Here is a 22334-nt window from a genome sequence, read left to right on the forward strand (position 1 = left end):
ACTTCCGGACGATTTTCGGTAACGTAAGAGGTGAGAGGGAGGGAATCAATTTATGGAATGGACAACACTCAACAATGATGTGAAACTGCCGATGCTCGGACTCGGCGTGTACAAAGTGGAAGACGGAGCGGTCACGGTCGACACGGTCAAAGCGGCGCTTGATGCCGGCTATCGGTTAATCGACACGGCGGCCATCTATCAAAACGAGGAGAGCGTCGGCCAAGCGATTCGCGAGTCAAGCGTCCCGCGGGAAGACATCTTCGTGACGACGAAACTGTGGAACGAGTTCCACGGCTATGACGAGGCACTCCAAGCGTTCCAAGATAGCCTCGACCGGCTCGGGCTCGAATATGTCGACTTGTTCTTGATTCACTGGCCGATGCCGCGCTTCGGCAAGTTCGTCGAGACGTATAAAGCGCTCGAACAGTTGTATGAGGAAGGCAAGGTTCGGGCCATCGGGGTCTCGAACTTTGAGATCAGCCACCTCGAACAGATCATCCAGTCGTGCTCGATCGTACCGGCGGTGAACCAAGTCGAGATCCACCCATACCTGTCCCAAAAAGAATTGATCGCGTTCTGCCAGCGGTACGATATCCAGATTCAGGCGTGGAGCCCGCTCATGAAAGGGCGTGAGGCGCTCGAGGACCCGGTCATCACCGAGATCGCTGATAAGTACGGGAAGTCGCCGGCTCAAGTCATCTTGCGTTGGCACTTGCAGAACGGCGTCGCCGTCATCCCGAAATCGGTCACGCCGAGCCGGATTCGCGAGAATATAGAGGTATTCGACTTCACGTTGACGAAAGAAGAGATGCACGCGATCGATGGACTCAACCGCGACGAGCGGACCGGGTCTGACCCGAACGAGATGCACAAAATCCACTACTGAGGAGAGATTGTACATGTTCAAAAAACTAGCTTCTGATTTGACGGGCTTCAGCGATATCGGCGAAGTCATCGACCCGAAAGATTTTGATAAAGCGGATTCGGATGATTACGTCCTGCATGAGGACAACGAGAAGATTTATTTCTTGATCAAATCGAAATCGGACGAGTACTGCTTCACAAACTTGGCGATGATCCACCTCGACGGGACGAGTGCGATGAGTTCGAAACGCGTCTTGTACCGTTATCCTTACGCCCATTTCCCATTGAATAACGTCATGTTCGAGACGGCCGGTACGGTCGACATGGACGTCGAGATCAAGTTCACCATCGGCGACAAGCCGTACTCAATCGACGTGAACAAGAAACAAATCGAGCATGTGAAAGACTTGTACAAATCGCTCCTCGCCATCGCTGAGAAGCAACGTGAAGGCCGGAAGATGATGGAGTATGCCAACGCGTCACTCACGCATTCGGTGTCGATTTTGAGCGGACTCCGCCAAGGCGACATGAACGTGGCGTCGACGTTCAAGGAATTGAACGAACAAAGCTTCGACTGGCTCAAAGGTCACTATCACGAGTGGAACCGCAAAGACTTCGGTGACGTGTTCGAGAAGTACATCAACAACTAATGAAAAATGGCCCACGATTCAGACGAATCGTGGGCCATTTTCATTTGCCTTCATCAATCAATTGTTCGGCGAGCCGTTGGAACAAGTGGCTCATATGGACGGCCGAGGCGATGGCGAGCGACTGTTGGATGCCGTTCGTCTCGTTCGTGCGCACGTTGGCGAGGAGCGTCTCGGCCTGCGCCTCGAACGCCTGCATGTTCTGCTCCTTCTGAACCTGGTACGCGTCATAGAAGTCCTCGAGCGAGAAACCCTCGTCCGACTCGTTCAACGGCCGGAGCGTCTCTTTGATGTCATTAATCGAGAGCAACCCTTTCATCTCGTAAATCAGGCTGAGCAACATCAAATGCTCGTTCGTGTATTTCTTGTTTTTGACAGGATGGAACAACTTGCCCTTGGCGTAGTTGTTGATCATCGTCTTCGTCAAAATCGTCTCATCGTCGCTTCGTTTCATCTTGCCGTAATGTTGCTCGAACAGCTGGATGACTTGGTCCATATATAAGTCGATCGTCGGGAGCACCTGTTTCGGCAACGTCCCTTCCGTCTCTACAATCTCGTGCGGTTTCATTGGATCACCTCCCCTTCAGTATACGGACAAACTCAATTTGTCGAAACAAAAACCTTGTTGTTCTTCCGTATACAGCTTATCATGTAGTTATGGATACTACATGACGTGATAAGGAGTGTTTTTACATGAATTCGATTTTTCGGGAACCGATTAACGCACTGACCCATTTGGCCGGGGCCGTGCTCGCGTTCGTCGCGTTGATTGCGATGACGGTGAAAGCGTCTCTGCTCGGGTCGCCGCTCGCCATCATGGCTGCGATCTTGTTTGGGATTAGCCTCGTCTTCCTCTATTTGTCGTCCGGCCTGTACCACAGCATCATCGCCTCGCCGAAAGTCATCGCCTTTTTCCGGAGAATCGATCATGCGATGATTTACGCCTTGATCGCCGGGACGTACGCCCCGCTCACGTTGCTTGCGCTCGAAGGGCCGACACGTTGGGTGTTGTTCGGCACCGTCCACGCGCTCGCCTTGTTCGGCATCATCTTCAAGCTCGTCTGGTTCCACGCGCCACGCTTCTTGTCGACAGCGCTCTATATCGGCATGGGCTGGTTATCGGTGTTCTTCATCGGGCCGCTTCATGACGTCATCGGCAACGCCGGCATCTTCTGGCTCATCCTCGGCGGCGTCATGTACACGATTGGCGGACTCATTTACGGCTTCAAGCCGAAGTTCGTCAACTGGCGCGGTTGGGGCTTCCACGAGGTGTTCCATTTGTTCATCTTGTTCGGCAGTTTCGCCCACTTCGTCTGCGTGTTCTGGTACGTCTTCTAAGTCCTCCTCGTGAGGGCTTTTTTCGTGAGCACATTCATTTACTTCGATTTCAAGACATCCTACACTGACTGTAGGAGGGATTGAATATGAAAATTGAAGTTTGGTCAGACTATGTCTGCCCGTTCTGTTATATCGGCAAGCGCCGTCTAGAAGAAGCGCTCGAACAGTTCCCGCACGCGGACAACGTCGAAGTGGAGTTCAAGAGCTTCGAGCTCGACCCGAACGCCCCGACGACCGACTCGCGTTCGATTTACGAAGCGCTCGCGAAGAAATACAGCATGCCGCTCGAGCAGGCGAAAGGCACGACGGCACAAGTCGCCGCCCAGGCCCGCACCGTCGGACTTGAGTACGATTTCGACAACATGGTCGTCACGGGCACACTCGACTCGCACCGGTTGACGCATTATGCGAAGACGGTCGGCAAAGAGAAAGCATTGTCAGAAGCGCTCCTCAAGGCGTATTTCGTCGATGCGAAACATATCGGCAATCACGACGTCCTCGTCGAGATCGCAACAAGTGTCGGACTCGATGCTAACGCCGTGAAAGACGTGCTCGCTTCAGACGTATACACGGAAGACGTTCGCGCTGAAGAGAAGCGTGCAAGCGACCTCGGCATCACCGGCGTCCCGTTCTTCGTCTTTGACGGAAAATATGGCGTCTCTGGCGCGCAACCGACCGAGGCTTTCACACAAGTGCTTGAGAAGACGTGGGCCGAATCGGCACCGACGCTTCAAGTGCTCTCAGGCGGTGCGACGTGCACGGACGACAACTGCGATATCTGATTTGAAAGAAGCCGAATCCCGGCTTCTTTTTTGTAGCTTTCTAAATCGTTCTGAAGGATAATTATTATTAGCTAATAAGAATCGAGGACACAACCATATGTGGAAAAATCGCAACGTCTGGATCATCTTGACCGGGGAGTTCGTCGCCGGTCTCGGGCTTTGGCTCGGCATCATCGGCAACTTGGAGTTCATGCAGGAGAAAGTGCCGTCTGACTTCGTCAAGGCGCTCATCCTCGCTGGTGGACTGCTCGCCGGGGTCGCCATCGGGCCGCTCGCCGGTCGACTCACCGACCAAGGCTCGAAAAAGAAAATCATGCTCATCTCAAGTATTGTCCGGGCGCTGAGCGTCCTGTTCATGTTCGTCGCCATCGAGACGGGAAGCGTGCTGTGGATGGTCGTCTTCCTCGTCTTCCTGCAAGGGTCGGCCGCGTTCTACTTCCCGGCGCTCCAGGCGGCCATCCCGCTCATCGTCAAAGAACGGGAGTTGCTCGCCTTGAACGGGGTGCATATGAACGTGTCGACGCTGTCGCGTGTCATCGGGACGGCCATCGCCGGCATCTTGCTCACGCTCATCTCACTTCGGGACGTCTACGCGCTCTCGCTTGTCGCTTATCTGCTTCTCGCCGTCGCGACGTGGTTCTTGAAGATCGACGAGACGACCGTCCCGTCTGCGAAGAAAGTGGACGCCAAGTCGTCCGGCGGGTTTAAGGACGTCTTTCCGATCATCAAATCGATTCCGGTCATCTTTATGACGCTCGTCATGACGCTCATCCCGCTCCTCTTCATCGGCGGGTTCAACTTACTCGTCATCAACATTAGCGAGCTGCAGGACTCGACGGCGATCAAAGGATGGATTTACACGGCCGAAGGGATTGCCTTCATGGTCGGTGCGTTCCTCATCAAACGGATCGGTGAGAAGTTCTCCGTGTTCTCCATCTTGTTCACGTTCTCGTTTTTGATCGGGGTCGCCCAGCTCATGCTTTACTTCGCCGACATCCCGGCCGTCTCGATCGCCGCATTCGTCTTGTTCGGCTTCTCGGTCGGCTGCTTCTTCCCGACGGCCGTGACGATTTTCCAGACACGGATGCCGAAAGACTATCACGGACGTTTCTTCTCGTTCCGGAACATGCTCGACCGGATCGTCTTCCAAGTCGTGTTGCTCGTCACTGGCTTCTTCCTCGACTTGATCGGCTTACAGCTCATGGTCGTCTTGTTCGGGATCAGCTCGATCCTCATGACGGGTGCGTTCCTCGTCTACACGCGCAAACACAAACTTCATATCGAAACGGACGAGGCCGAACGCCTCTCTTCGTGACAAAAGCGGTGACCGAATTCGGTCACCGCTTGTTCATGTCTTCGATGTCACGCCACCAGTTGGTCGTGTCGTTGCGTCCGTCGAGCGTGATCCGCTCACCGATTCGTGGCGTGAGCACGTCCTCTCGTGGTAAGAGCCCCACCATCTGCTCAGCTGGGTCGAACCAGGCATGGAACGATAACGTGAACGCGCCCCAATGGATCGGGAGCATCTTGTCGGCCCGCACGTCCCGGAACGCCTGTGCCGTCTCAGTCGGTTGCATATGCACGTCCGGCCAACGCTCGTCGTATTGGCCGCACTCGAGCGCTGCGAAGTCGAACGGTCCGTACGCATCACCAATCTCTTTAAAGTGCGGCCCGTATCCACCGTCCCCACTGAAGAATAGGCGATCCGTCTCACCGAGGACGACCCATGACGCCCAGAGCGTCGCGTTGCGGTCAGTGAGCGAGCGGCCCGAGAAATGCCGAGCCGGCGTGCAGACGAACGTCCATGGCCCGAAGTTGTACGTCTCGCCCCAATCGCGTTCGACGATGCGTTCCGCCCCGACGCCCCACCGTTTCAAGTGGCTACCGACACCGAGCGGGACGATGAAGACCGCGACCTTGTCTTTGATTGTTTGAATCGTCGCATAGTCCAAATGATCGTAATGGTCATGCGTGAGCAGGACGACATCGATATCTGGTAAGTCGTTGAGCTCGAACGGCAAGTCCTCGCTGAACCGCTCGTTCTTTGCGAACGGGAGCGGCGACGGGCTCCGGCCGAACATCGGGTCGACGAGCATCGTCTTGCCATCCATTTGGACGAGCATCGCCGAATGGCCGAGCCAATAGATGCGGGTGAAGCTCGAGCCGAGTTTCTCGCTGAAGTCGATTGGGACGACCGGCAACCGCTCACTCGGTTTCCGAAGCGAGTCCGGGTTCAAATATTCCTTCGACATCGAGATCATGTCGTCCGTTGAAAACCGCATCGGCGTCTCGAGCTGATTGCGAAACTTGCCGTTCACGAGGTTCGGCGATCGTAGCGTTTTCGGCTTTTTCCCGAGCGGTTTATATTGGGTGAGCACGGTCCCCGTCACGGCTGCCATGCCTATCAATGAAAATAATAGCGTTTTCTTCAAAGTTTACACTTCCTCGCTAAGTTTAATTTCGAACATCAAGTTAAGTCTTACATCATCCTAGATATACTGTTTAATATTTATTCGATAGCACTTTCCTAACTCACTCTCTAGTGTTACATTATTTAAGACGTTTTTCCCACACCATTTCTTGACATATATCTACAAAACTATTATTATTTAATTAACGTTCAGGCCCGTGTTCCTTCCGAGGACCGGGCTATTTTTTATACAAGGATGCGTTCAGCCATGAAACCTTTTAAAACCCACAATCAACAATTAACTATACTTAGGTCAAGAGATATGGTAATTAATAACGGTTCTAAAGCAAAGCGGATATTAGAAAATGAAGGCTATTATAATGTCATTAATGGTTACAAAGATTTATTTCTAATTAAAAACGCGAACGGAATTCCTGTACATCCCGAAAAATATCTCCAAAATACTACCTTTGAAGAAGTTCATTCTCTATACGTATTAGATCGTGAGTTAAGAAATATTTTATTAAAATATTTATTAATTTTTGAAAAAGACATTAAATCTAAAATTTCATATCGATTTTCCGAAGAACACACTAGCGCGAATGCCTATCTTGATATTAGAAGTTTTACGAATAATCCCGATAAATTAAAGGACACTGTCGAGCTTATTGCTATCATCGCAAGTACCATTTCTCGCCATGCCAAAAGATCCGGTAGTTCTATAAAACATTATCTAGATAACCATCAAGAGGTACCACTATGGGTCTTAGTAAATCAACTTACTATTGGAAACGTAAATAATTTTTACAAATGTGTTGATGATACACTTAAAGATAGAATCGCAAGAGACTACTCAATCAATTATAGAAGACATTACAATACTGTCGCTTCAATACCTAAAGAAACTCTAATGGATATTTTAAAAACTGTAAATATGTTTAGAAACGTATGTGCCCATGAGGAAAGACTGTACTGTTTCAAATTAAATCGACCTTCACGTAGCACCAATATATCAAATATTTTAAGTATTCCAACAAACTTATTAACTGGAAATCTTTTCACAGTAATTGCACAATTAAAATTAGTCCTAATAAAAAAAGACTTTAATGATTTAATCAAAAATTTGAAGGATTTATTTTCACGATTTGAAAGTAAATTTTCTACTATTACTTTTGATGAAATAAAAACTGTAATGGGATTCCCTTTAAATTGGGAAATTTATTTTTAAATATTAACAGAGACAAGATTTAACCAGGTTTAATACGGTTAATCCTGTCTCTATTTTATTTCTATTTTATTTCTATTTTAATATTAACTTTCCATTCATGATTTCTGTAAGATTTTGATGTCGCTGACGATGTCCTCGATCGGCACGTCCTGGAATCCTTGATACGCTTTGATGATTTTCCCGTCCTGGTCGACGAGATAGAACCACGTCGCATGGTCGACTTGCGTGCCCTCTGCCGGTTTACGAACGAGCGCCTTGAAGTTCTGTTGCGCGAACGCCTCAATCTCCTCCTGCGAGTAGCCCGTCAAGAACTGCCAGTCGGCCTGTGCCAAGTCGTAGTTTGCCATGAACTCTTTGATTTTGTCTGGCGTGTCGACGGTCGGGTCGACGCTGAACGACACGAACTGGACGTCCTCGACACCTTCCTCAACGAGCGCCTCATTGAGCTTTGTCATGTTGTACGTCATCGGTGGACAGACCGTCTCACAGTTCGTGAACACGAAGTCGGCCATCCATACCTTCCCTTTCAAATCATCGAGACTGACCATCTCTTCATTTTGATTCATATAATTGAACGACTCGATCTCCCAGTTGAGCGGGTCTTCGATTTCGTTGCCGCATGCGGCGAGCACCACCATGAGGCTGATCAGCCCGAAAAGCATCCATTTCTTCACACGTTCCATCTCCTTCGTTGTCAGTTGCGTTTCACGCGCCAAACGAGGAGCGTGATTAAAGTAAATGCCGTCAAGGCAAGGAACGGGATCGTCACGAACCCGAACCAATTGATGTATTGCACGTTACAAGGTACGCCTGCGACACACGGTTTGATGTCGGCAAACCCGGGTACTTTTTGGACCAAGTAGTGGTACAAAGAAACGAGACCGCCGATCATCGACAGCGGCAATACATACTTCTTCACCGCCCGGTCGTCCGTGAACACGGCAACGCCGAGCAGGATGACGAGCGGATACATGAAGATGCGTTGAATCCAGCAAAGCTCACATGGCACGAACTCGCGAATCTCACTGAAGTAAAGACTGCCGAGCGTCGCTGTGAGGGCGACGAGCCAAGCGAGATAGAGACCATAACGGGTCAAGAACGACTGCTTCATGGTGTGCCTTGCTCGATTAAGCGTTCAATCGTCTCATAGTCAAACGGATCTTCGAGCATGACGCCGTTGATCATGATCGATGGCGTGAACTGGACACCGTGCTCTTTGACGAGCCCGTCATCGAGGCTCACTTGGTCGAGCACCGTCGAGTTCTCACTTAAATCGTCCTCGAGCTTCGCCACGTCGACCGATGTCGTCTCGCTCGCAATCTCTGTCAACCGCTCGACCGTGACCCATGCCTCGTCGTGCTGCTGACTCGCCGGTTGCGCGTCGTAGAGCGCCTTATGGAAATCCCAGAACGCGTCCGGGTCTTGTTCATACACCGACTCTGAAGCGAGCGATGCCAAAATCGACTCTTGTCCGTGGAACAGGACGTTGATGTAGCTGAAACTGATTTTTCCGGTGTCGATATAGTCTTCCTTCAACTTCGGATAGACCGTCTCACCCCACTGTTTACAAGACGGGCATTTGTAATCCCCGAACTCGACGACCGAGACGGGTGCGTCCGCATCTCCGAGCGTCGGCTGTCCTTCGGTCGACACATGCTCTGCCTTTACCGGTGCCGCCGTCTCCGCTTGTTCGGCCGGCCGGTTCAAGAGAACGACCACGACGGCCACGAGGGCGACCGCGAGCAGCGTCGCGATGACCAATAGTTTATTCTGTTTCATTTGTCTCACCTCTATTTGTATCGATTCGTCTTTCATTATAACGAAAGCGCTATCTGTTTCCACGAAATCACCCTTGTTTTTTCGTAACTTCGCTTCATGTCACGGCAAAGATGACGATGAACAGAGTGGAGATTGTCACTGTAGGAGGAATTTGTTCATGAAATCATTTTCGATGCGCCTCGGCCTGATCTTGGCGCTCAGCATCGCCACACTCGTCTTTTTGCTCACCATCACGCTAACGTACATGACCAGCCAACGCTCCGCCGCCTCGCTCGAAGCAGAGATCGGGGAACGGTTGTCGATGACGTCGCACCAGCTCGTCGATAAGCTCGACTTTTACATGTGGTCGCGCTATCAAGAAATCCAATTGCTCCAAGGACTCGACGCCTTGAACGAACCCGCCTCGAGCCGGGCCCTGCTCGACCAGGTCCAAACGAACATCCCCGCTTTCTCATGGATGGGCGTGACCGATGCGTCGGGGAACGTCGTCGCTTCGACGAATGGAATATTAGAAGGCGCTTCAATCAGCGAACGCCCTGTCTTTCTAGAAGCCCAGGATGAGCCGTTCATCGGGGATGTCCACGAGGCCGTATTGCTCGCGGAGCTGTTGCCGAACCCGACCGGTGAAGTCCTTCAGTTCGTCGACATCAGTGTCCCGCTGTTCCGTGACGGGGCCTTCCAAGGCGTGCTCGCGACTCACCTAAGTTGGGAATGGGGGAAGGAAGTACTCCGCCACTTCAACCGGACGCTCCACCATCAGTCCGAGTATACCGACCTATTCGTCGTCAGCGGACGCGACAACACCGTGTTGCTCGGCCCGGACCATCTCGTCGGGAAACCGCTCCCGACGAAACTAGACGACGGATGGCACGTCGACACGTGGGCGGACGGGAAATCCTATTTGACCGGCGTCGCCACCGGGGAAGGTTATGAAGATTACGCCGGCCTCGACTGGAGTGTCGTCGTCCGCCAACCGGCCGAAGTCGCTTTCGCCCCGGTCGCCTCACTCGAGCGGAACATCTTATCGATCGGCCTCGTCGCCTCGTTCGTGACGGCCATCCTCGGTTGGCTCCTCGCCTCAGTCGTGACCCGGCCGCTAAAACGGATCACCGAGACGGCAGCCCTCATGAAACAAGGCAAAGCGAAGACGTTCCCTCACCAATCAGGGATTCATGAGATCGAGTCGCTCGCTTTCGCCTTAGAGTCGCTCGTCACGTCACTCACCGAATCTGAGACGGAACGGGTCCATTACGAGTCGCTCGCCCATCGCGACGTCTTGACCGGGCTCGCCAATCGGACGGCGCTTCGTCACTATTTGAACGAAGCCCAGGCGACAAAGAACGAATACGTCTGTTTCTATATCGATCTCGACGGTTTCAAAGCGATCAACGATACATACGGGCACGCCGCCGGGGATGACGTCTTGATTAAGATTGCCGAGCGATTGAAACGAGTGACGCTCGATGGGTCCTATCCGGTCCGTTTGAGCGGTGACGAGTTCTTCCTCTTGTTCGAACGGAACGGACAGAACGGACACTCCATCACACGCATCGGCGAAGACATTATCGCGTCCCTGTCCAAACCGATCGCTATTGAAAGCGGGACGACAAGCGTCGGGGCCAGTATCGGCGCCTCGCTCTGGCAGACAGAAACGGTGCCGCACGCCGCCATCGAACGGGCGGACCAGGCGCTCTACCGCTCCAAAGCGAACGGAAAAAATCAAATCACGCTCGATGAGACGCTCATCGCATAAGAAAAGGTCCATGCCGCTCGTCGGCATGGACCTGCTTGTATTACGCTTCGAACAACAATTGTTCTGGGTCTTCAATCATGTCTTTGATGTGTTTGAGGAACGTCACAGCCTCACGACCGTCGACGATGCGGTGGTCATACGAGAGGGCCACGTACATCATCGGACGGTTCTCCATCGTTTCCGCGTCGATGGCGATCGGACGGAGTTGAATCGAGTGCATCCCGAGGATGGCGACTTGTGGTCCGTTCAAGATCGGTGTCGACAAGAGTGAGCCGAAGACGCCACCGTTCGTGATCGTGAACGTGCCACCTGTGAGGTCGCTCAACCCGAGCTTGTTGTTGCGGGCTTTATCGGCGAGGTGCAAGATATCTTTCTCGATCTCACCGAAGTTTTTGCGATCCGCTTCGCGGACGACCGGGACGACGAGGCCGTCCGGAGCCGACACGGCGATGCCGATGTCATAGTATTTCTTCAAGACGATCTCGTTGCCTTGAATCTCTGCGTTCAAGTAAGGCATCCGTTTGAGCGCCGCGACGGCCGCCTTCGTGAAGAACGACATGAAGCCGAGTTTGACGTCGTTATCTTTGACGAACTTCTCTTGGCGACGTTTGCGGAGCGCCATGACAGCCGACATATCGATTTCGTTGAACGTCGTCAACATCGCTGCCGTCTGTTGCACTTCGACGAGGCGGTTGGCGATCGTTTGACGACGACGCGTCATTTTGATGCGCTCTTCATCTTTGCCGCTCGCTGCCGGCTGCGGTGCCGCTGCCGGTGCTTTTGGCGCTTGTGGTGCTTGTGTCGGTGCCGGTTTCGACTCGTGGTTCGTCACATCATGGACGTTGATGCGGCCGATCGGGTCGTTCGTTTGGATGGCCGACAAGTCGATGCCTTTCTCACGGGCCAGTTTACGGGCCGCCGGTGTCGCGATCGGTCCTTTGCCTGGGCTCGCCACGTGCTCTTCACGGCGTTCGACTTTCTTCGCTTCGCCAACTTCCTCTGTTTTCGTCTCGGCCGGTGCCGGAGCTGTCTCTGTCGCCGCTTCTGTTTTTGTCTTCGTCGCGACAGCCGTACCGCCACCCGATCCTGAGCTGAGGCGGGCAATCACTTGTCCGACTTGGACCGTGTCCCCTTCGGCCGCCAATTGCTCGTCGAGCGTGCCCGACTCATCGGCCGGCACTTCGATGTTGACTTTGTCCGTCTCGAGTTCGACGATGGCTTCCCCTTTTTCAACGTGGTCGCCTGGCTGTTTGAGCCACGACGCGACCGTTCCTTCCGTAATGGACTCTGCTAATTCCGGTACTTTGATTTCGATCACAATGAGTTCCCCCTTAACTTATTTACGATCTTTTTGATATGTGCTCGTGCCGGCAGCAGCCGAGACGGCGTCACGTGAGATGGCTTCACGGATGATGCGTGCTTGTTCTTGTTTATGGGCCGTCGGATTTCCTTCGGCCGGGCTCGAACGGCGGCGGCGGCCGACGTAGCGGACGTTCAATCGGTTCGATGTGACCGCTTCGAGACGAGGCTCGATGTACGTCCATGCCCCCATGTTTTTCGGCTCTTCTTGGACCCAGACGATCTCTTTCGCGTTCGGATAGCGGCTGATCAATTCACGGATCTCACGGACCGGGAACGGATAAATTTCTTCGACACGGATGATGTGCAGGAAGTCGAGTGACTCCTCTGACTTCATCGTCGCTTCTTGCAAATCGATTGCCATCTTCCCTGAACAGAAGACGAGACGTTCGACTTGCTCCGGATTCTCACCGAGACCGACCTGCTCGATGATCGGGCGGAAGCTGTTGTCTGACAGTTCATCGACCGATGAGGCTGCAAGCGGATGACGGAGCAGGCTCTTCGGTGTCATGATGATCATCGGACGGACTTGTTCCGTGCCGAGCATCTTCGCCTGACGACGCAAGATGTGGAAGTACTGCGCGGCAGTCGACAAGTTCGCGACCGTCCAGTTTTTCTCTCCGGCGAGCGTCAAGTAACGCTCCATACGGGCGCTCGAGTGCTCTGGCCCTTGGCCTTCATAGCCGTGCGGCAACAGCATGACGAGACCTGACTTCTGTCCCCATTTGGCGCGACCGGCCGAGATGAACTGGTCGAACATGACCTGGGCCGAGTTGGCGAAATCGCCGTACTGGGCTTCCCAAAGCACGAGCGTGTCTTGGGCGAAGACGTTATAGCCGTATTCGAAACCGAGCACCGATCCTTCTGAGAGCGGGCTGTTGTGGACCGAGAACGAGGCGTTCGCCGTCGACAAGTGATGGAGCGGCGAGAACTTCTTGCCTGTCTCGACATCGTTCAACATGATGTTACGTTGCGCGAACGTACCGCGCTCCGAATCTTGACCGCTCAAGCGGATTGGTGTGCCATCCGAGATAATCGAGGCGTACGCGAGCGTCTCGGCATGGCCCCAGTCGACTTTCCCATTGTCCGCGAACGCGTCACGGCGACGGTCAAGCACTTTTTGAAGTTTATGGAACACGCCGAAGCCTTCCGGCCAGACGAGCAATTCATCGTTCAATTGTTGGAGCACATCACGTTCCACGCCCGTCTCGACGAACGGGAATCCTTTATGGACCGCTTCCGGCAAGACGATGTCAGCATCTTCTTCTTCGGCCGGGACGAGGTCACGGGCCGACTTGAGACGATCCTCGATCGACTGTTCGATCGTCGCCTTGTCTTCTTTCGACATGACACCTTCCGCTTCGAGCACATCTGCGTAGACGTGACGGACCGATTGGTGTTCTTTGATGGCTTTATAGAGCACCGGGTTCGTGTTCATCGGTTCATCCATCTCGTTATGACCGTAGCGGCGGTAACCGACCAAGTCGACGAGGATGTCTTTATGGAACTTGGCACGATACTCGCTGCACAGTTTGGCGACGGCGACACACGCTTCCGGGTCGTCCGCATTAACGTGGAACACTGGAATCTCATAGCCTTTGGCGATATCGCTCGCATAACGTGTCGAGCGCGAGTCGCTCGGGTCGGTCGTGAAGCCGATCGTGTTGTTGGCGATGACATGGACCGTCCCCGCTGTACGATAGCCTTGCAAGTTCGTCATGTTGAGCGTCTCGGCGACAATCCCTTGACCTGGGAACGCGGCGTCTCCGTGAATCAAGATCGATGCGGCCTTGTCGTCATGTTGGACCGCCATCCCTTTTTCTGAGCGGTCGTCTTGCGCTGCGCGCGTATATCCTTCGACGACCGAACCGACGAACTCGAGGTGACTCGGGTTATTGGCGAGGTTCAAACGGACCTCTTTCTTCTCTTCTAACACTCTGCGGTCGAGACCGAGGTGATATTTGACGTCGCCGGACCAACCGAAATTGATGCCGATCGATCCTTCCGACGGGATCAACTCTTTGTTCGGAGCGTGTTGGAACTCGGCGAAGATCATCTCGTACGGTTTGCCGAGCACGTGCGCGAGTACGTTCAAGCGTCCGCGGTGGGCCATCCCGATATTGATATGTTCTGACCCGCTCGAGATGAGGCCGCCGACCATGGCGTCAAGGAGCGGCACCATCGCGTCGAGCCCTTCGATCGAAAAGCGCTTTTGTCCGACGTATGTTTTATGAAGGAACGACTCGAACAACTCTGTCTCGGCTAGACGTTGGAACAACTCGATTTTCTCGTTCTTCGAGTACTTCGCTTTCAATGCGCCTTGCTCGATACGGCGGCGAATCCAACGCTTCTCTTCCATATCGTCCAAATGGCGGAGCTCGATGGCGACCGTGCCCGTATAGACGTCAAGCAAATGACGGACGAGTTCGAGCGCGTTCGCGCCCGGTTTTGGCACGTCTTCCGACAACAAGTGAGCCGGTACTTGCTCGAGGTCGGCCTCACTCAATCCGTAACGGTCAAACGCAAACAAGCCGTGTTCGCGCGGGTGGTCTTTGAGCGGATAGATATCGGCCGCTTTATGGCCGAGTGCCCGGATATCATTGACCAACCGTGTCGCTGCCACGACTTTCTCTAAATCAAACGATGCAGCCGGCGCGACAGGCGCGCTCGCTTCCGGTGCCCCGTGTTCGTCAAAGTATTGACGCGTCTCCGCGTCGACCGATTCTGGGTCTTCCACGTATTGCTCATATAATTCAACGATATAGCCTAAGTTTGGACCATAAAATGCTTGCACTTCTTCGCGACCGTTCGACGACTCTCCCATTGAATAAATCCCCCTATCCGTTCCTGTGCGTCCGATGTGTGAACGCTTTCATTTTAACATTAAGCACGAAGCAGTTCATCCATCTGATTCGTCCTGCAAAAAGAGCCAAATCTTGCCTCTTTCTCTCCTCTTCATACTACACCTTTCCCTGTAGAAAGACCCTTTCAAATTCACAATTCGTCCATACTATTTCAATAAGTTTTCCTTATCAACTAATTGTGAAATCAACGCTTTGTTTCAACAGTTTCAAAAAAAGGTGAAACCTTGTTTCAATCCAATCCGTATATAAGGATGTCCAGTTGGAAAATACTCTCAACGAAAGCAAGGTGACCCTATGTTATCCGTACAAAATGTACACAAGAAAATGGGCCAGACGAACGTCCTGACGAATGTCAGTTTTGACGTCACGCCCGGAGAAATCTTTGGCTTCCTCGGCCCAAACGGCGCCGGGAAGACGACGACGATCCGTATTATCACCGGCCTCATGCCAGCAACACACGGCAAAGTGACCGTCGACGGATTCGACGTCTCGACAGAACGCCAACAAGCGCTCAGTCGCATCGGTGCCATCGTCGAAAACCCGGCCTTCTATCCGTATTTGACGGGCCGCGAGAACCTGATTCACGCGATGAATTTGATTCCTGGTCTAAAGAAAGTCGACTTGAACGCCCTCGGTGCCCTCGTCGGACTTGAGACAAAGCTCGATATGAAAGTGAAACAATACTCACTCGGGATGAAACAGCGACTCGGCATCGCCCGTGCCCTGCTCCATAACCCGAAAGTATTGATCCTCGACGAGCCGACAAACGGTCTCGACCCAGCAGGCATCGCTGATTTGCGCAACTACTTACGGCATTTAGCCGACCACCGCGGCATCGCCATCCTCATCTCGAGTCACTTATTGAGCGAGATGGAACTGATCACCGATCGGTTCGCCATCATCGATCAAGGACAAATCAAGTCGGTCCAAGGCGGAGACGGTGAGGCCAAGACGGAGAGTGTCATCCTCTGTAAAGTCGGCCGCGAGCAGATGAACGAAGCGCTCGATGTCGTCGCACTCGCTTTTGATGATGTGAAAATCATTCAACAGTCAGCTGAGACGTTCATCGTCCCGCGTCCGGAAACCGATATCCCGCATTTGTTGAAACATCTCGTCGAACGTGACATCGCCGTCTATCAGATCGGGATGAAACACGAGACACTCGAAGAACAGTTCTTGAAATTGACGAAAAAAGAAGGAGGCACGAACAATGCATTCATTACTAGCCAATGAGTTCATGAAATGGCGACGTACGATCAAACCGCTCGTCGCACTCGGTATGTACACTGGGATCATCGTCTTAACGTACTTCATCGTCCGTAGCGGCAACAACCCAGGTGACGCAGAAACGTTCGTCAACTATGCGACGATGGCGGCGATGACGTTCCTCGGCATCTTCACGATCGTCTTCACCGCTGAGATGATTGGGAACGAGTTGAAATTTGATACGTTGAAGCATTTACTCATGAGCCCGTACTCGCGCGATCGAATTTTACTGTCGAAACTTGTGGCCGCCCTTCTCATCATGCTCGCCCAGTTCGTGTTCATCCTTGCTGTCACGTACGGTTTTGCGTTGACGCTCGACGGGGAGTTGACGCTCGAGCAGTTCCGCAATGTCCTGCTTAGCGTCTCGAGCGGCGTGTTCGTCATCTTCTTGACGCTCATGTTCTCGGTCGTCTTCAAATCGGTCGGGGTCGTGATCGGCTTCACCGTGCTCGCAAACTTCGTCTCGACGATGATCGGTGGTCTTCTCATCGCGTGGAAACCGGCCATCGCCAAATGGATCGTCTTCCTACACACGGACTTGTCGATCTACTACCAAAGCCCAGGTTTCATGGAGACGATGGACGTGACGATTTGGTTCTCGGCGTTCTACGTCCTGATTCACATCGTCGCCTTCTATATCATCACGGCGTTCATGTTCCGCAGCAAAACGTTTGCTGAATGACGATTAACGTCTGAACGAGTGTGGTACTTCCTATACAGAGACTTCTTTGAATGGAGGGACCACGATGCCAAAGACGGCGTTACTCATCATCGATCTGTTTAACGACTTCGATTTCGTCGGTGGGGACGACCTGTTTCGACATACGGAGCCGATTGTCGACCCGATTTTGAAACTGAAGCATCACTTTAAAGAGAACGACTGGCCGGTCATCTACTGCAACGATAACTTCGGGCAGTGGAAAGACAGCACCGAGGATATCATCCGGCATGTCGAGTCTTCGAAAGGCAGCGCCATCGCCAAACGGATCGCGCCGGAAGAGAAAGAGTACTTCATCATCAAGCCGCGACACTCGACGTTTTACGGGACACAGCTCGACATCTTGCTGCGTCAACTTGAGGTCACATCGCTCGTCCTGACCGGTGTCGCCTCGGATATCTGTATCCTGTTCTCGGCGAATGACGGCTATATGCGTGAGTATGAGCTCCACGTCCCGCGCGACTGTGTCGCCGCCGAGACGGACAAGCGCAACGACAGCGCCTTGACCGTCATCCACGAGGCGCTTGGCATTCCGATCGATGATGCCGACACATATATAAAAGATACCCAGGTGTGATAAAAACCTCTGACTGTTGGACACATAATCCCAACATTTCAGAGGCTTTTTCGTTACGTTTTCAGCTATGCTTGATATATGAAGAAACAATGAAGGATGTGACAACATGTATCTCACAATCGGATTATCGCTACTCGTTTGCTTGATTGCCCTCATTTTTACAATCATGGTCGGACTCGGGAAAGACAAATCAGACTACAGTCAAAAGAAAAGCTGGTCGATGGTGTCGTGGACGTATATCGTCCTGTTCCCGATCTCCTTCGTGGCGCTCGGTCTGTTATACTATTTCATTACCCGATGACTTCGTTCATCGGGATTTTTTATTTGACCGCGACGGTGATGCCGATTGGATAATGGCGCGTCCCCCGCTTCGGTTCGACGAGCACGCCTCGCTGGTAATAGAACTCGGTCGATGTGAATGCCGTAAATAATTTCTCAAACTCGGCCTCAGTGAACTGATGGGCATGGAAGGGCTCATTCGTCGATTGCCCGACGCCTTGACCGAACGGTGTCGACAACACCAAGATTCCGCCTGGCTTCAATAAGTCCCACACGTTCGCCATGAACGCCTCATATTCGGTGACATGTTCAATCGTCTCGAAGCTGACGATACAATCGAACGACCCCAGTTTGTCCGGCAACGTCCGGTCGACGACATCGCCGACGATATAGTTGACGTTCGGATGGTGATATCTCCCTTTCGCATAGCGCGTCGCCTCTTCCGACAAGTCGAGCGCGACGACCTCGGTCACGGTCCCTTTCAAGTTCTTGGCGATCAATTGACTGCCGTATCCGCTCCCGCTCGCAAAATCGAGGACGCGTCCGTTCATGTATAAGAGGGCGAAATGATAGCGGGCGATATGTTCAAGCAACAAGCCGTTCAGCGGGTCCATGCGATCTGGGATGACCCGTTCTCCCGTATAATCTAATGTCATCTCGTTCTCCTTTTCTGATGTGCACTTCTTTCATCTTAGTCTTCCTAAGGCGCGACGACCACAAAAAAAGAGAAAAGACTGTTTCCAATCTTTTCTCTCTTCATTATTGAGCTTGTTTGAAGCGGAGTAAATCTGAATAGATGAGCTGGTCGTTCATCTCGAGGATTTTGTTCGCTTCTGATTCAAGTGGTGCACACGCCTCACCGTCTTCTGCGACTTCGCCAGTCTTGGCGTCATAGCACATCGACTGCGTGAACAGATGGTCTTGCGTCACGACCGTTCCATCACGGAAGATGGCGCGGTCATAATGCTCTTTCGAGAACAAGTCGTTCCCGAATCCGACCTGTTCCGACGTATCGATTCCAAGCAAGTGCTGAATCGTCGGGTTCATGTCGACATGACTTCCGATCGTCTCGTGCACTTCACCTTTGTCTTGTCCCGGCAAATGAATCGCGAACGGGACCGCTTGGAGCTTGGCGACGTCGTATGGCGTCAACTCGTCTTTCCCGAGCAGGTCCGCCATGGCGGCGTTATGGTTCGTCGAGATGCCGTAATGGTCACCGTAGACGACGAAGATCGTGTCATCCCACATGCCGTTCGCCTTCAACTCGTCGATGAACAAGCCGAGGGCGTAATCCTGATAGGCAAGCGCCTGCGGGAAGTTGTTGAGCGTCGTCGAGTTCGTCTCAAATTTCGGGACGAGCTCGTGCTTCTCACTCGGCATCGTGTACGGGAAATGGTTCGTCAGCGTGATGAACTTCGCATAGAACGGTTCTGGCAGCTCTTCGAGCATCGGTACCGATTGGCGGAAGAACTCATCATCGAGCAGACCCCACTCCGTCATATCCTCAGGGTTCCCGAGGTCGTAGCTGGCTTCGTCAAAGAACTTGTCGACGCCGATGTTTTGATACATCTGGTCGCGGTTCCAGAACGACTTGTTGTTGGCGTGGAATACGGCCGAGTAGTAGTTATCTTCTTTGATGACTTCTGGTAACGCGTTGTATTCGTTATCGGCGTTCGTGAAGTAGACTCCTCCACGCGAGAGGCCGTAAAGCGAGTTATCGAGTGCGAACTCGGCATCTGACGTCTTCCCTTGGCCGGTCGTATGGTAATAGTTCGGCCAGTAGTGGGATTCTTCGATCAGTTTGTTCAAGTTCGGCGTGATGTACTCGCCGTTCGACGCTTTCATGTTGTGCGTGAAGTTTTGAGCCGACTCGAACGAGACGACGACAACGTTTTTGCCTTTATACTTCCCGAACATCTCCGGGTCCGGCGCCGCATAGTTCTGACGTGTGAAGTTCTCGACTTCATCCAGTTCAGAACCGTCTGCGAGCGCTTTTTGGGCCGATGTCTTCGTTTGAAGCATGGCATCGTAGACGTGGAAATTGAACGTTCCTAAGTTTTTGACCAACAGTTCCCGGTCGAACGAGCGCGTGAGTAACTCTGGACGCTCCGTTTCCGCAAGGACGAGGTTGAACCCGAACATGGCGGCGGCTGCCGTAAATGTGGTCAAGACGCGGCGCTGTGACGCTTGGCTCGTCTCTTTCATTTTCCATAGTAGGAACGGGAGCACGACGAGATCCCCTAACAAGAGCAAGTCTTTCCATTCGAGAAGCGAGAGGAATGACGACGAGAGCGTCTCCATGTTCGACGATTGGAATAGGACTGGTACGGTCAAGAAATCCGTGAACTCACGGTAATAGGTCGTATCCGCGAACAAGATGAGCGAGGAGACGAGATATAGACTATACAGCGCCCATTTCCTCTTATTTCCCCCGAAGAAGAAGCTGAAGGCGAACAAGAACAACGTGAAGCTGAGCGGGTTGATGATGAGAATGAATGCCTGGACCAGATTCTCGGCCGGCATGTTGAAGAAGAACTGATACGCGATCAGCGACTTCGTCCATAACAAGATGGTGAACATCCAGAACAGACGATGTGTTTTGAACGAGTCGAGCGCCGCTTGGCGGAATCGGTCCATTCTTCCTTTCGATTGATTCGTGCGATTCATGTAAACACTCCTTATATGGAATTCAAGTGAAAGGTTCATTTTCTTTTTTAGACGTATAGCCTCTATTTTAACGTTCTTGTGAACCCGATTCAACTAATTGACGTTTACAACTATACATAAACTTAACAATTCCATTGCAGTCTTTACACAAAAAAAGGCTACCAAGTCGCCTCGGTAGCCATTTAACATTGATTCGCTTAACCGATAATGTCCATCCAAATTTTTACTGTACTCGCTAAAATCAGTAACGCCAAAATCATTTGAAGTGACTTCGTCTTCATGTTCTTACCGACGTTTGCGCCGAGCGGTGCCGCAATCAAACTCGCGATGATCATGATGACGGCAGGTTCCCACACGATTTGATCGGTGATGATTTTCCCCGCTGTCGAGCCGATTGACGAGATGAACGTGATGGCGAGCGAACTCGCGATCGCCATCTTCGTCGGAATCCGGAGCACGACGAGCATGATCGGCATCAAGATGAACGCTCCTGCTGCCCCGACGATTCCTGCTGCCACCCCGACGATGAACGCCGAGCTCGCTGCAATTACTTTATTGAATGTGACTTGGTCGAGCGGAACATCCTCGACGTTCTTTTTCGGTAAGAACATCATGATTGTCGCAATCGTCGCGAGCACGGCATAAACGACGTTAATCAAGTTCTCAGACAAGAGCGTCGAGCCGTAGCCGCCGATGAAACTCCCGATCAAGACGGCGACACCCATATACAAGATGAGCTGTTTGTTCAAATAACCACCTTTCCGGTATGCATAAATTCCACCGATCGTCGCGAAGAAGACTTGAATCGCGCTGATTCCCGATACTTCGTGGGCGCTGAACGCCGCGAAGCCGAGGAGCGGTGGAATATACAACAACATCGGATATTTAATAATCGATCCGCCAATTCCAACCATCCCTGAAATGAACGACCCGATAAAGCCGATCAAAAAGATGGTGATGATAAATCCAAATTCCATATCAATTCCTCCAATTCCCTACCCTATATAATAAGTAAGTTTTTATTTTTGTTCCCAGGCAATCATACCGCCCGAGACATCATAAATTTCAGTGTAGCCACGTTCTTTCAACAGTTGTGCCGCTTGGGCGCTTCGATTTCCGCTCCGGCAGATGACATAGATCGGCTCATCTTTCGGATAAGGTAATTCGGTTTCATTTAATGAAGAAAGTGGTGCGTTCACCGCTCCTTCGATATGCCCCCCCTCGTATTCGTCCACTTCTCGGACGTCTAACAAGGTTATTTCTTCGTTTTCCAATCTGTTTTGTAGTGTTTCGACGTCGATTTTTGTAATTCCAGTCTCTTTGGACGTGAAAAGAACGATTCCGATCGTCACCAGCACCAAAATCGATAAAATCAGCATTAATTTCTTCAATTTTCGACCTCCGATTCTTTTTCTTGCATTCAGTATACCTCAGGGGGTATATTAAAAACAACGAAAGAAACTCACTTCAAAAATTCTACAATCACAAAGGAGATCAATGACTCATGAAAACCATTTCGACAACTGAACTAGAAACATTGCTTCAATCTGATGAAACACTCAACTTGATTGATGTTCGGGAGACAGACGAATTTGCAGGTGGCCACATCAAGCAAGCGAAAAACGTACCACTCTCTGAATTCGGAGCGAAAGTCGATGAGCTCGATAGTTCGAAACCGATTCACGTCATCTGTGCAGCAGGCGGGCGAAGCATGAACGCTTCGGCTTACCTCGATTCACTCGGCTTCGATGTCATCAACGTCGATGGCGGCATGATGAGCTGGACGGGCGAAACAGTCTAACA

Annotated in this window: 23 protein-coding genes; 12 read left to right on the plus strand and 11 right to left on the minus strand. The window is 52.0% G+C overall.

What is annotated here, in order from left to right:
• The first annotated feature begins 52 nt into the window (after nt 1–52).
• Both KNP78_RS14210 and KNP78_RS14215 read left to right on the plus strand, forming a co-directional pair.
• Nucleotides 53–886 (plus strand): aldo/keto reductase, encoded by an 834-nt coding sequence (locus KNP78_RS14210; RefSeq protein ID WP_214752447.1) that lies wholly within the window; start codon nt 53–55, stop codon nt 884–886.
• A 13-nt stretch (nt 887–899) separates the two neighbouring features.
• Nucleotides 900–1514, plus strand: a complete 615-nt coding sequence (locus KNP78_RS14215; protein WP_021066768.1) for a PH domain-containing protein — start codon at nt 900–902, stop codon at nt 1512–1514.
• Between the two features lie 40 nt (nt 1515–1554).
• On the opposite strand, the gene KNP78_RS14220 is transcribed toward KNP78_RS14215, so the two are convergent.
• Entirely contained in the window at nt 1555–2079 is a 525-nt protein-coding gene (locus tag KNP78_RS14220) for a DUF1836 domain-containing protein (RefSeq protein WP_034776685.1), read from the minus strand.
• Between the two features lie 125 nt (nt 2080–2204).
• On the opposite strand from KNP78_RS14220, the gene trhA reads away from it, so the two are divergent.
• The 3 genes from trhA to KNP78_RS14235 all read left to right on the plus strand — a co-directional run bounded on the left by trhA (nt 2205) and on the right by KNP78_RS14235 (nt 4946).
• Nucleotides 2205–2849, plus strand: a complete 645-nt coding sequence (trhA, locus tag KNP78_RS14225) for a PAQR family membrane homeostasis protein TrhA (RefSeq protein WP_214789443.1) — start codon at nt 2205–2207, stop codon at nt 2847–2849.
• Between the two features lie 86 nt (nt 2850–2935).
• Nucleotides 2936–3631: a DsbA family oxidoreductase gene (locus KNP78_RS14230; RefSeq protein ID WP_214825106.1), complete on the plus strand. Its 696-nt coding sequence runs from the start codon at nt 2936–2938 to the stop codon at nt 3629–3631.
• 97 nt (nt 3632–3728) lie between these two features.
• Nucleotides 3729–4946 (plus strand): MFS transporter, encoded by a 1218-nt coding sequence (locus KNP78_RS14235; protein WP_034776679.1) that lies wholly within the window; start codon nt 3729–3731, stop codon nt 4944–4946.
• 22 nt (nt 4947–4968) lie between these two features.
• On the opposite strand, the gene KNP78_RS14240 is transcribed toward KNP78_RS14235, so the two are convergent.
• Nucleotides 4969–6063 carry an MBL fold metallo-hydrolase gene (locus tag KNP78_RS14240; RefSeq protein ID WP_251128572.1) on the minus strand — a complete coding sequence of 365 codons (1095 nt, stop codon included), beginning with the start codon at nt 6061–6063 and terminating at the stop codon, nt 4969–4971.
• A gap of 246 nt (nt 6064–6309) precedes the next feature.
• On the opposite strand from KNP78_RS14240, the gene KNP78_RS14245 reads away from it, so the two are divergent.
• Nucleotides 6310–7269 (plus strand): Abi family protein, encoded by a 960-nt coding sequence (locus tag KNP78_RS14245; protein WP_214825109.1) that lies wholly within the window; start codon nt 6310–6312, stop codon nt 7267–7269.
• A gap of 95 nt (nt 7270–7364) precedes the next feature.
• Here the strand turns inward: KNP78_RS14245 and KNP78_RS14250 are convergent, their stop codons facing one another.
• Genes KNP78_RS14250 through KNP78_RS14260 form a run of 3 tightly spaced genes read right to left on the minus strand, consistent with a single transcriptional unit; the run spans nt 7365 to nt 9048 of the window.
• A complete protein-coding gene (locus KNP78_RS14250; RefSeq protein ID WP_214825112.1) occupies nt 7365–7952 on the minus strand; it encodes an SCO family protein in 588 nt (195 codons plus the stop codon).
• Nucleotides 7953–7963: 11 nt separating this feature from the next.
• Nucleotides 7964–8380, minus strand: a complete 417-nt coding sequence (locus KNP78_RS14255; protein ID WP_034776676.1) for a disulfide oxidoreductase — start codon at nt 8378–8380, stop codon at nt 7964–7966.
• Nucleotides 8377–9048, minus strand: a complete 672-nt coding sequence (locus KNP78_RS14260) for a DsbA family protein (protein WP_214825115.1) — start codon at nt 9046–9048, stop codon at nt 8377–8379. The genes KNP78_RS14255 and KNP78_RS14260 overlap by 4 nt, the downstream gene beginning before the upstream one ends.
• 157 nt (nt 9049–9205) lie before the next feature.
• On the opposite strand from KNP78_RS14260, the gene KNP78_RS14265 reads away from it, so the two are divergent.
• Nucleotides 9206–10801, plus strand: a complete 1596-nt coding sequence (locus KNP78_RS14265) for a diguanylate cyclase domain-containing protein (RefSeq protein ID WP_034776674.1) — start codon at nt 9206–9208, stop codon at nt 10799–10801.
• A gap of 40 nt (nt 10802–10841) precedes the next feature.
• Here the strand turns inward: KNP78_RS14265 and odhB are convergent, their stop codons facing one another.
• Nucleotides 10842–12119: a 2-oxoglutarate dehydrogenase complex dihydrolipoyllysine-residue succinyltransferase gene (gene odhB / locus KNP78_RS14270; protein ID WP_214825127.1), complete on the minus strand. Its 1278-nt coding sequence runs from the start codon at nt 12117–12119 to the stop codon at nt 10842–10844.
• A gap of 18 nt (nt 12120–12137) precedes the next feature.
• A complete protein-coding gene (locus tag KNP78_RS14275) occupies nt 12138–14984 on the minus strand; it encodes a 2-oxoglutarate dehydrogenase E1 component (protein WP_214825129.1) in 2847 nt (948 codons plus the stop codon).
• Between the two features lie 334 nt (nt 14985–15318).
• Here KNP78_RS14275 and KNP78_RS14280 point away from each other — a divergent pair, with 334 nt between their 5' ends.
• The 4 genes from KNP78_RS14280 to KNP78_RS14295 all read left to right on the plus strand — a co-directional run bounded on the left by KNP78_RS14280 (nt 15319) and on the right by KNP78_RS14295 (nt 17886).
• Nucleotides 15319–16257 (plus strand): ABC transporter ATP-binding protein, encoded by a 939-nt coding sequence (locus KNP78_RS14280; protein WP_034776668.1) that lies wholly within the window; start codon nt 15319–15321, stop codon nt 16255–16257.
• Entirely contained in the window at nt 16235–16972 is a 738-nt protein-coding gene (locus tag KNP78_RS14285) for an ABC transporter permease (RefSeq protein WP_214825132.1), read from the plus strand. Before KNP78_RS14280 ends, KNP78_RS14285 begins: the two co-directional genes overlap by 23 nt.
• Before the next feature lie 64 nt (nt 16973–17036).
• Nucleotides 17037–17585 carry a cysteine hydrolase family protein gene (locus KNP78_RS14290; protein ID WP_214825135.1) on the plus strand — a complete coding sequence of 183 codons (549 nt, stop codon included), beginning with the start codon at nt 17037–17039 and terminating at the stop codon, nt 17583–17585.
• 106 nt (nt 17586–17691) lie between these two features.
• The gene (locus KNP78_RS14295; protein ID WP_034776662.1) at nt 17692–17886 is read left to right on the plus strand and encodes a hypothetical protein; all 195 of its coding nucleotides are present in this window, start codon (nt 17692–17694) and stop codon (nt 17884–17886) included.
• A 19-nt stretch (nt 17887–17905) separates the two neighbouring features.
• Here KNP78_RS14295 and KNP78_RS14300 read toward each other — a convergent pair whose 3' ends face one another.
• The 4 genes from KNP78_RS14300 to KNP78_RS14315 form a co-directional block, all read right to left on the minus strand.
• Nucleotides 17906–18520 (minus strand): class I SAM-dependent methyltransferase, encoded by a 615-nt coding sequence (locus KNP78_RS14300; protein ID WP_214825138.1) that lies wholly within the window; start codon nt 18518–18520, stop codon nt 17906–17908.
• Nucleotides 18521–18623: 103 nt separating this feature from the next.
• Nucleotides 18624–20531, minus strand: a complete 1908-nt coding sequence (locus KNP78_RS14305; RefSeq protein ID WP_214825141.1) for an LTA synthase family protein — start codon at nt 20529–20531, stop codon at nt 18624–18626.
• A 197-nt stretch (nt 20532–20728) separates the two neighbouring features.
• Nucleotides 20729–21508, minus strand: coding sequence for a sulfite exporter TauE/SafE family protein (locus tag KNP78_RS14310; protein ID WP_214707954.1), 780 nt, complete (start codon nt 21506–21508; stop codon nt 20729–20731).
• Nucleotides 21509–21550: 42 nt separating this feature from the next.
• Entirely contained in the window at nt 21551–21922 is a 372-nt protein-coding gene (locus KNP78_RS14315) for a rhodanese-like domain-containing protein (protein ID WP_235420128.1), read from the minus strand.
• Nucleotides 21923–22035: 113 nt separating this feature from the next.
• Between KNP78_RS14315 and KNP78_RS14320 the strand changes: the two genes are divergently transcribed.
• Nucleotides 22036–22332: a rhodanese-like domain-containing protein gene (locus tag KNP78_RS14320; RefSeq protein WP_214825144.1), complete on the plus strand. Its 297-nt coding sequence runs from the start codon at nt 22036–22038 to the stop codon at nt 22330–22332.
• The last annotated feature ends 2 nt before the right edge of the window (nt 22333–22334 follow it).

The sequence above is a fragment of the Exiguobacterium sp. s28 genome (assembly GCF_018618135.1).
GTDB classification, from domain to species: domain Bacteria; phylum Bacillota; class Bacilli; order Exiguobacteriales; family Exiguobacteriaceae; genus Exiguobacterium; species Exiguobacterium mexicanum_A.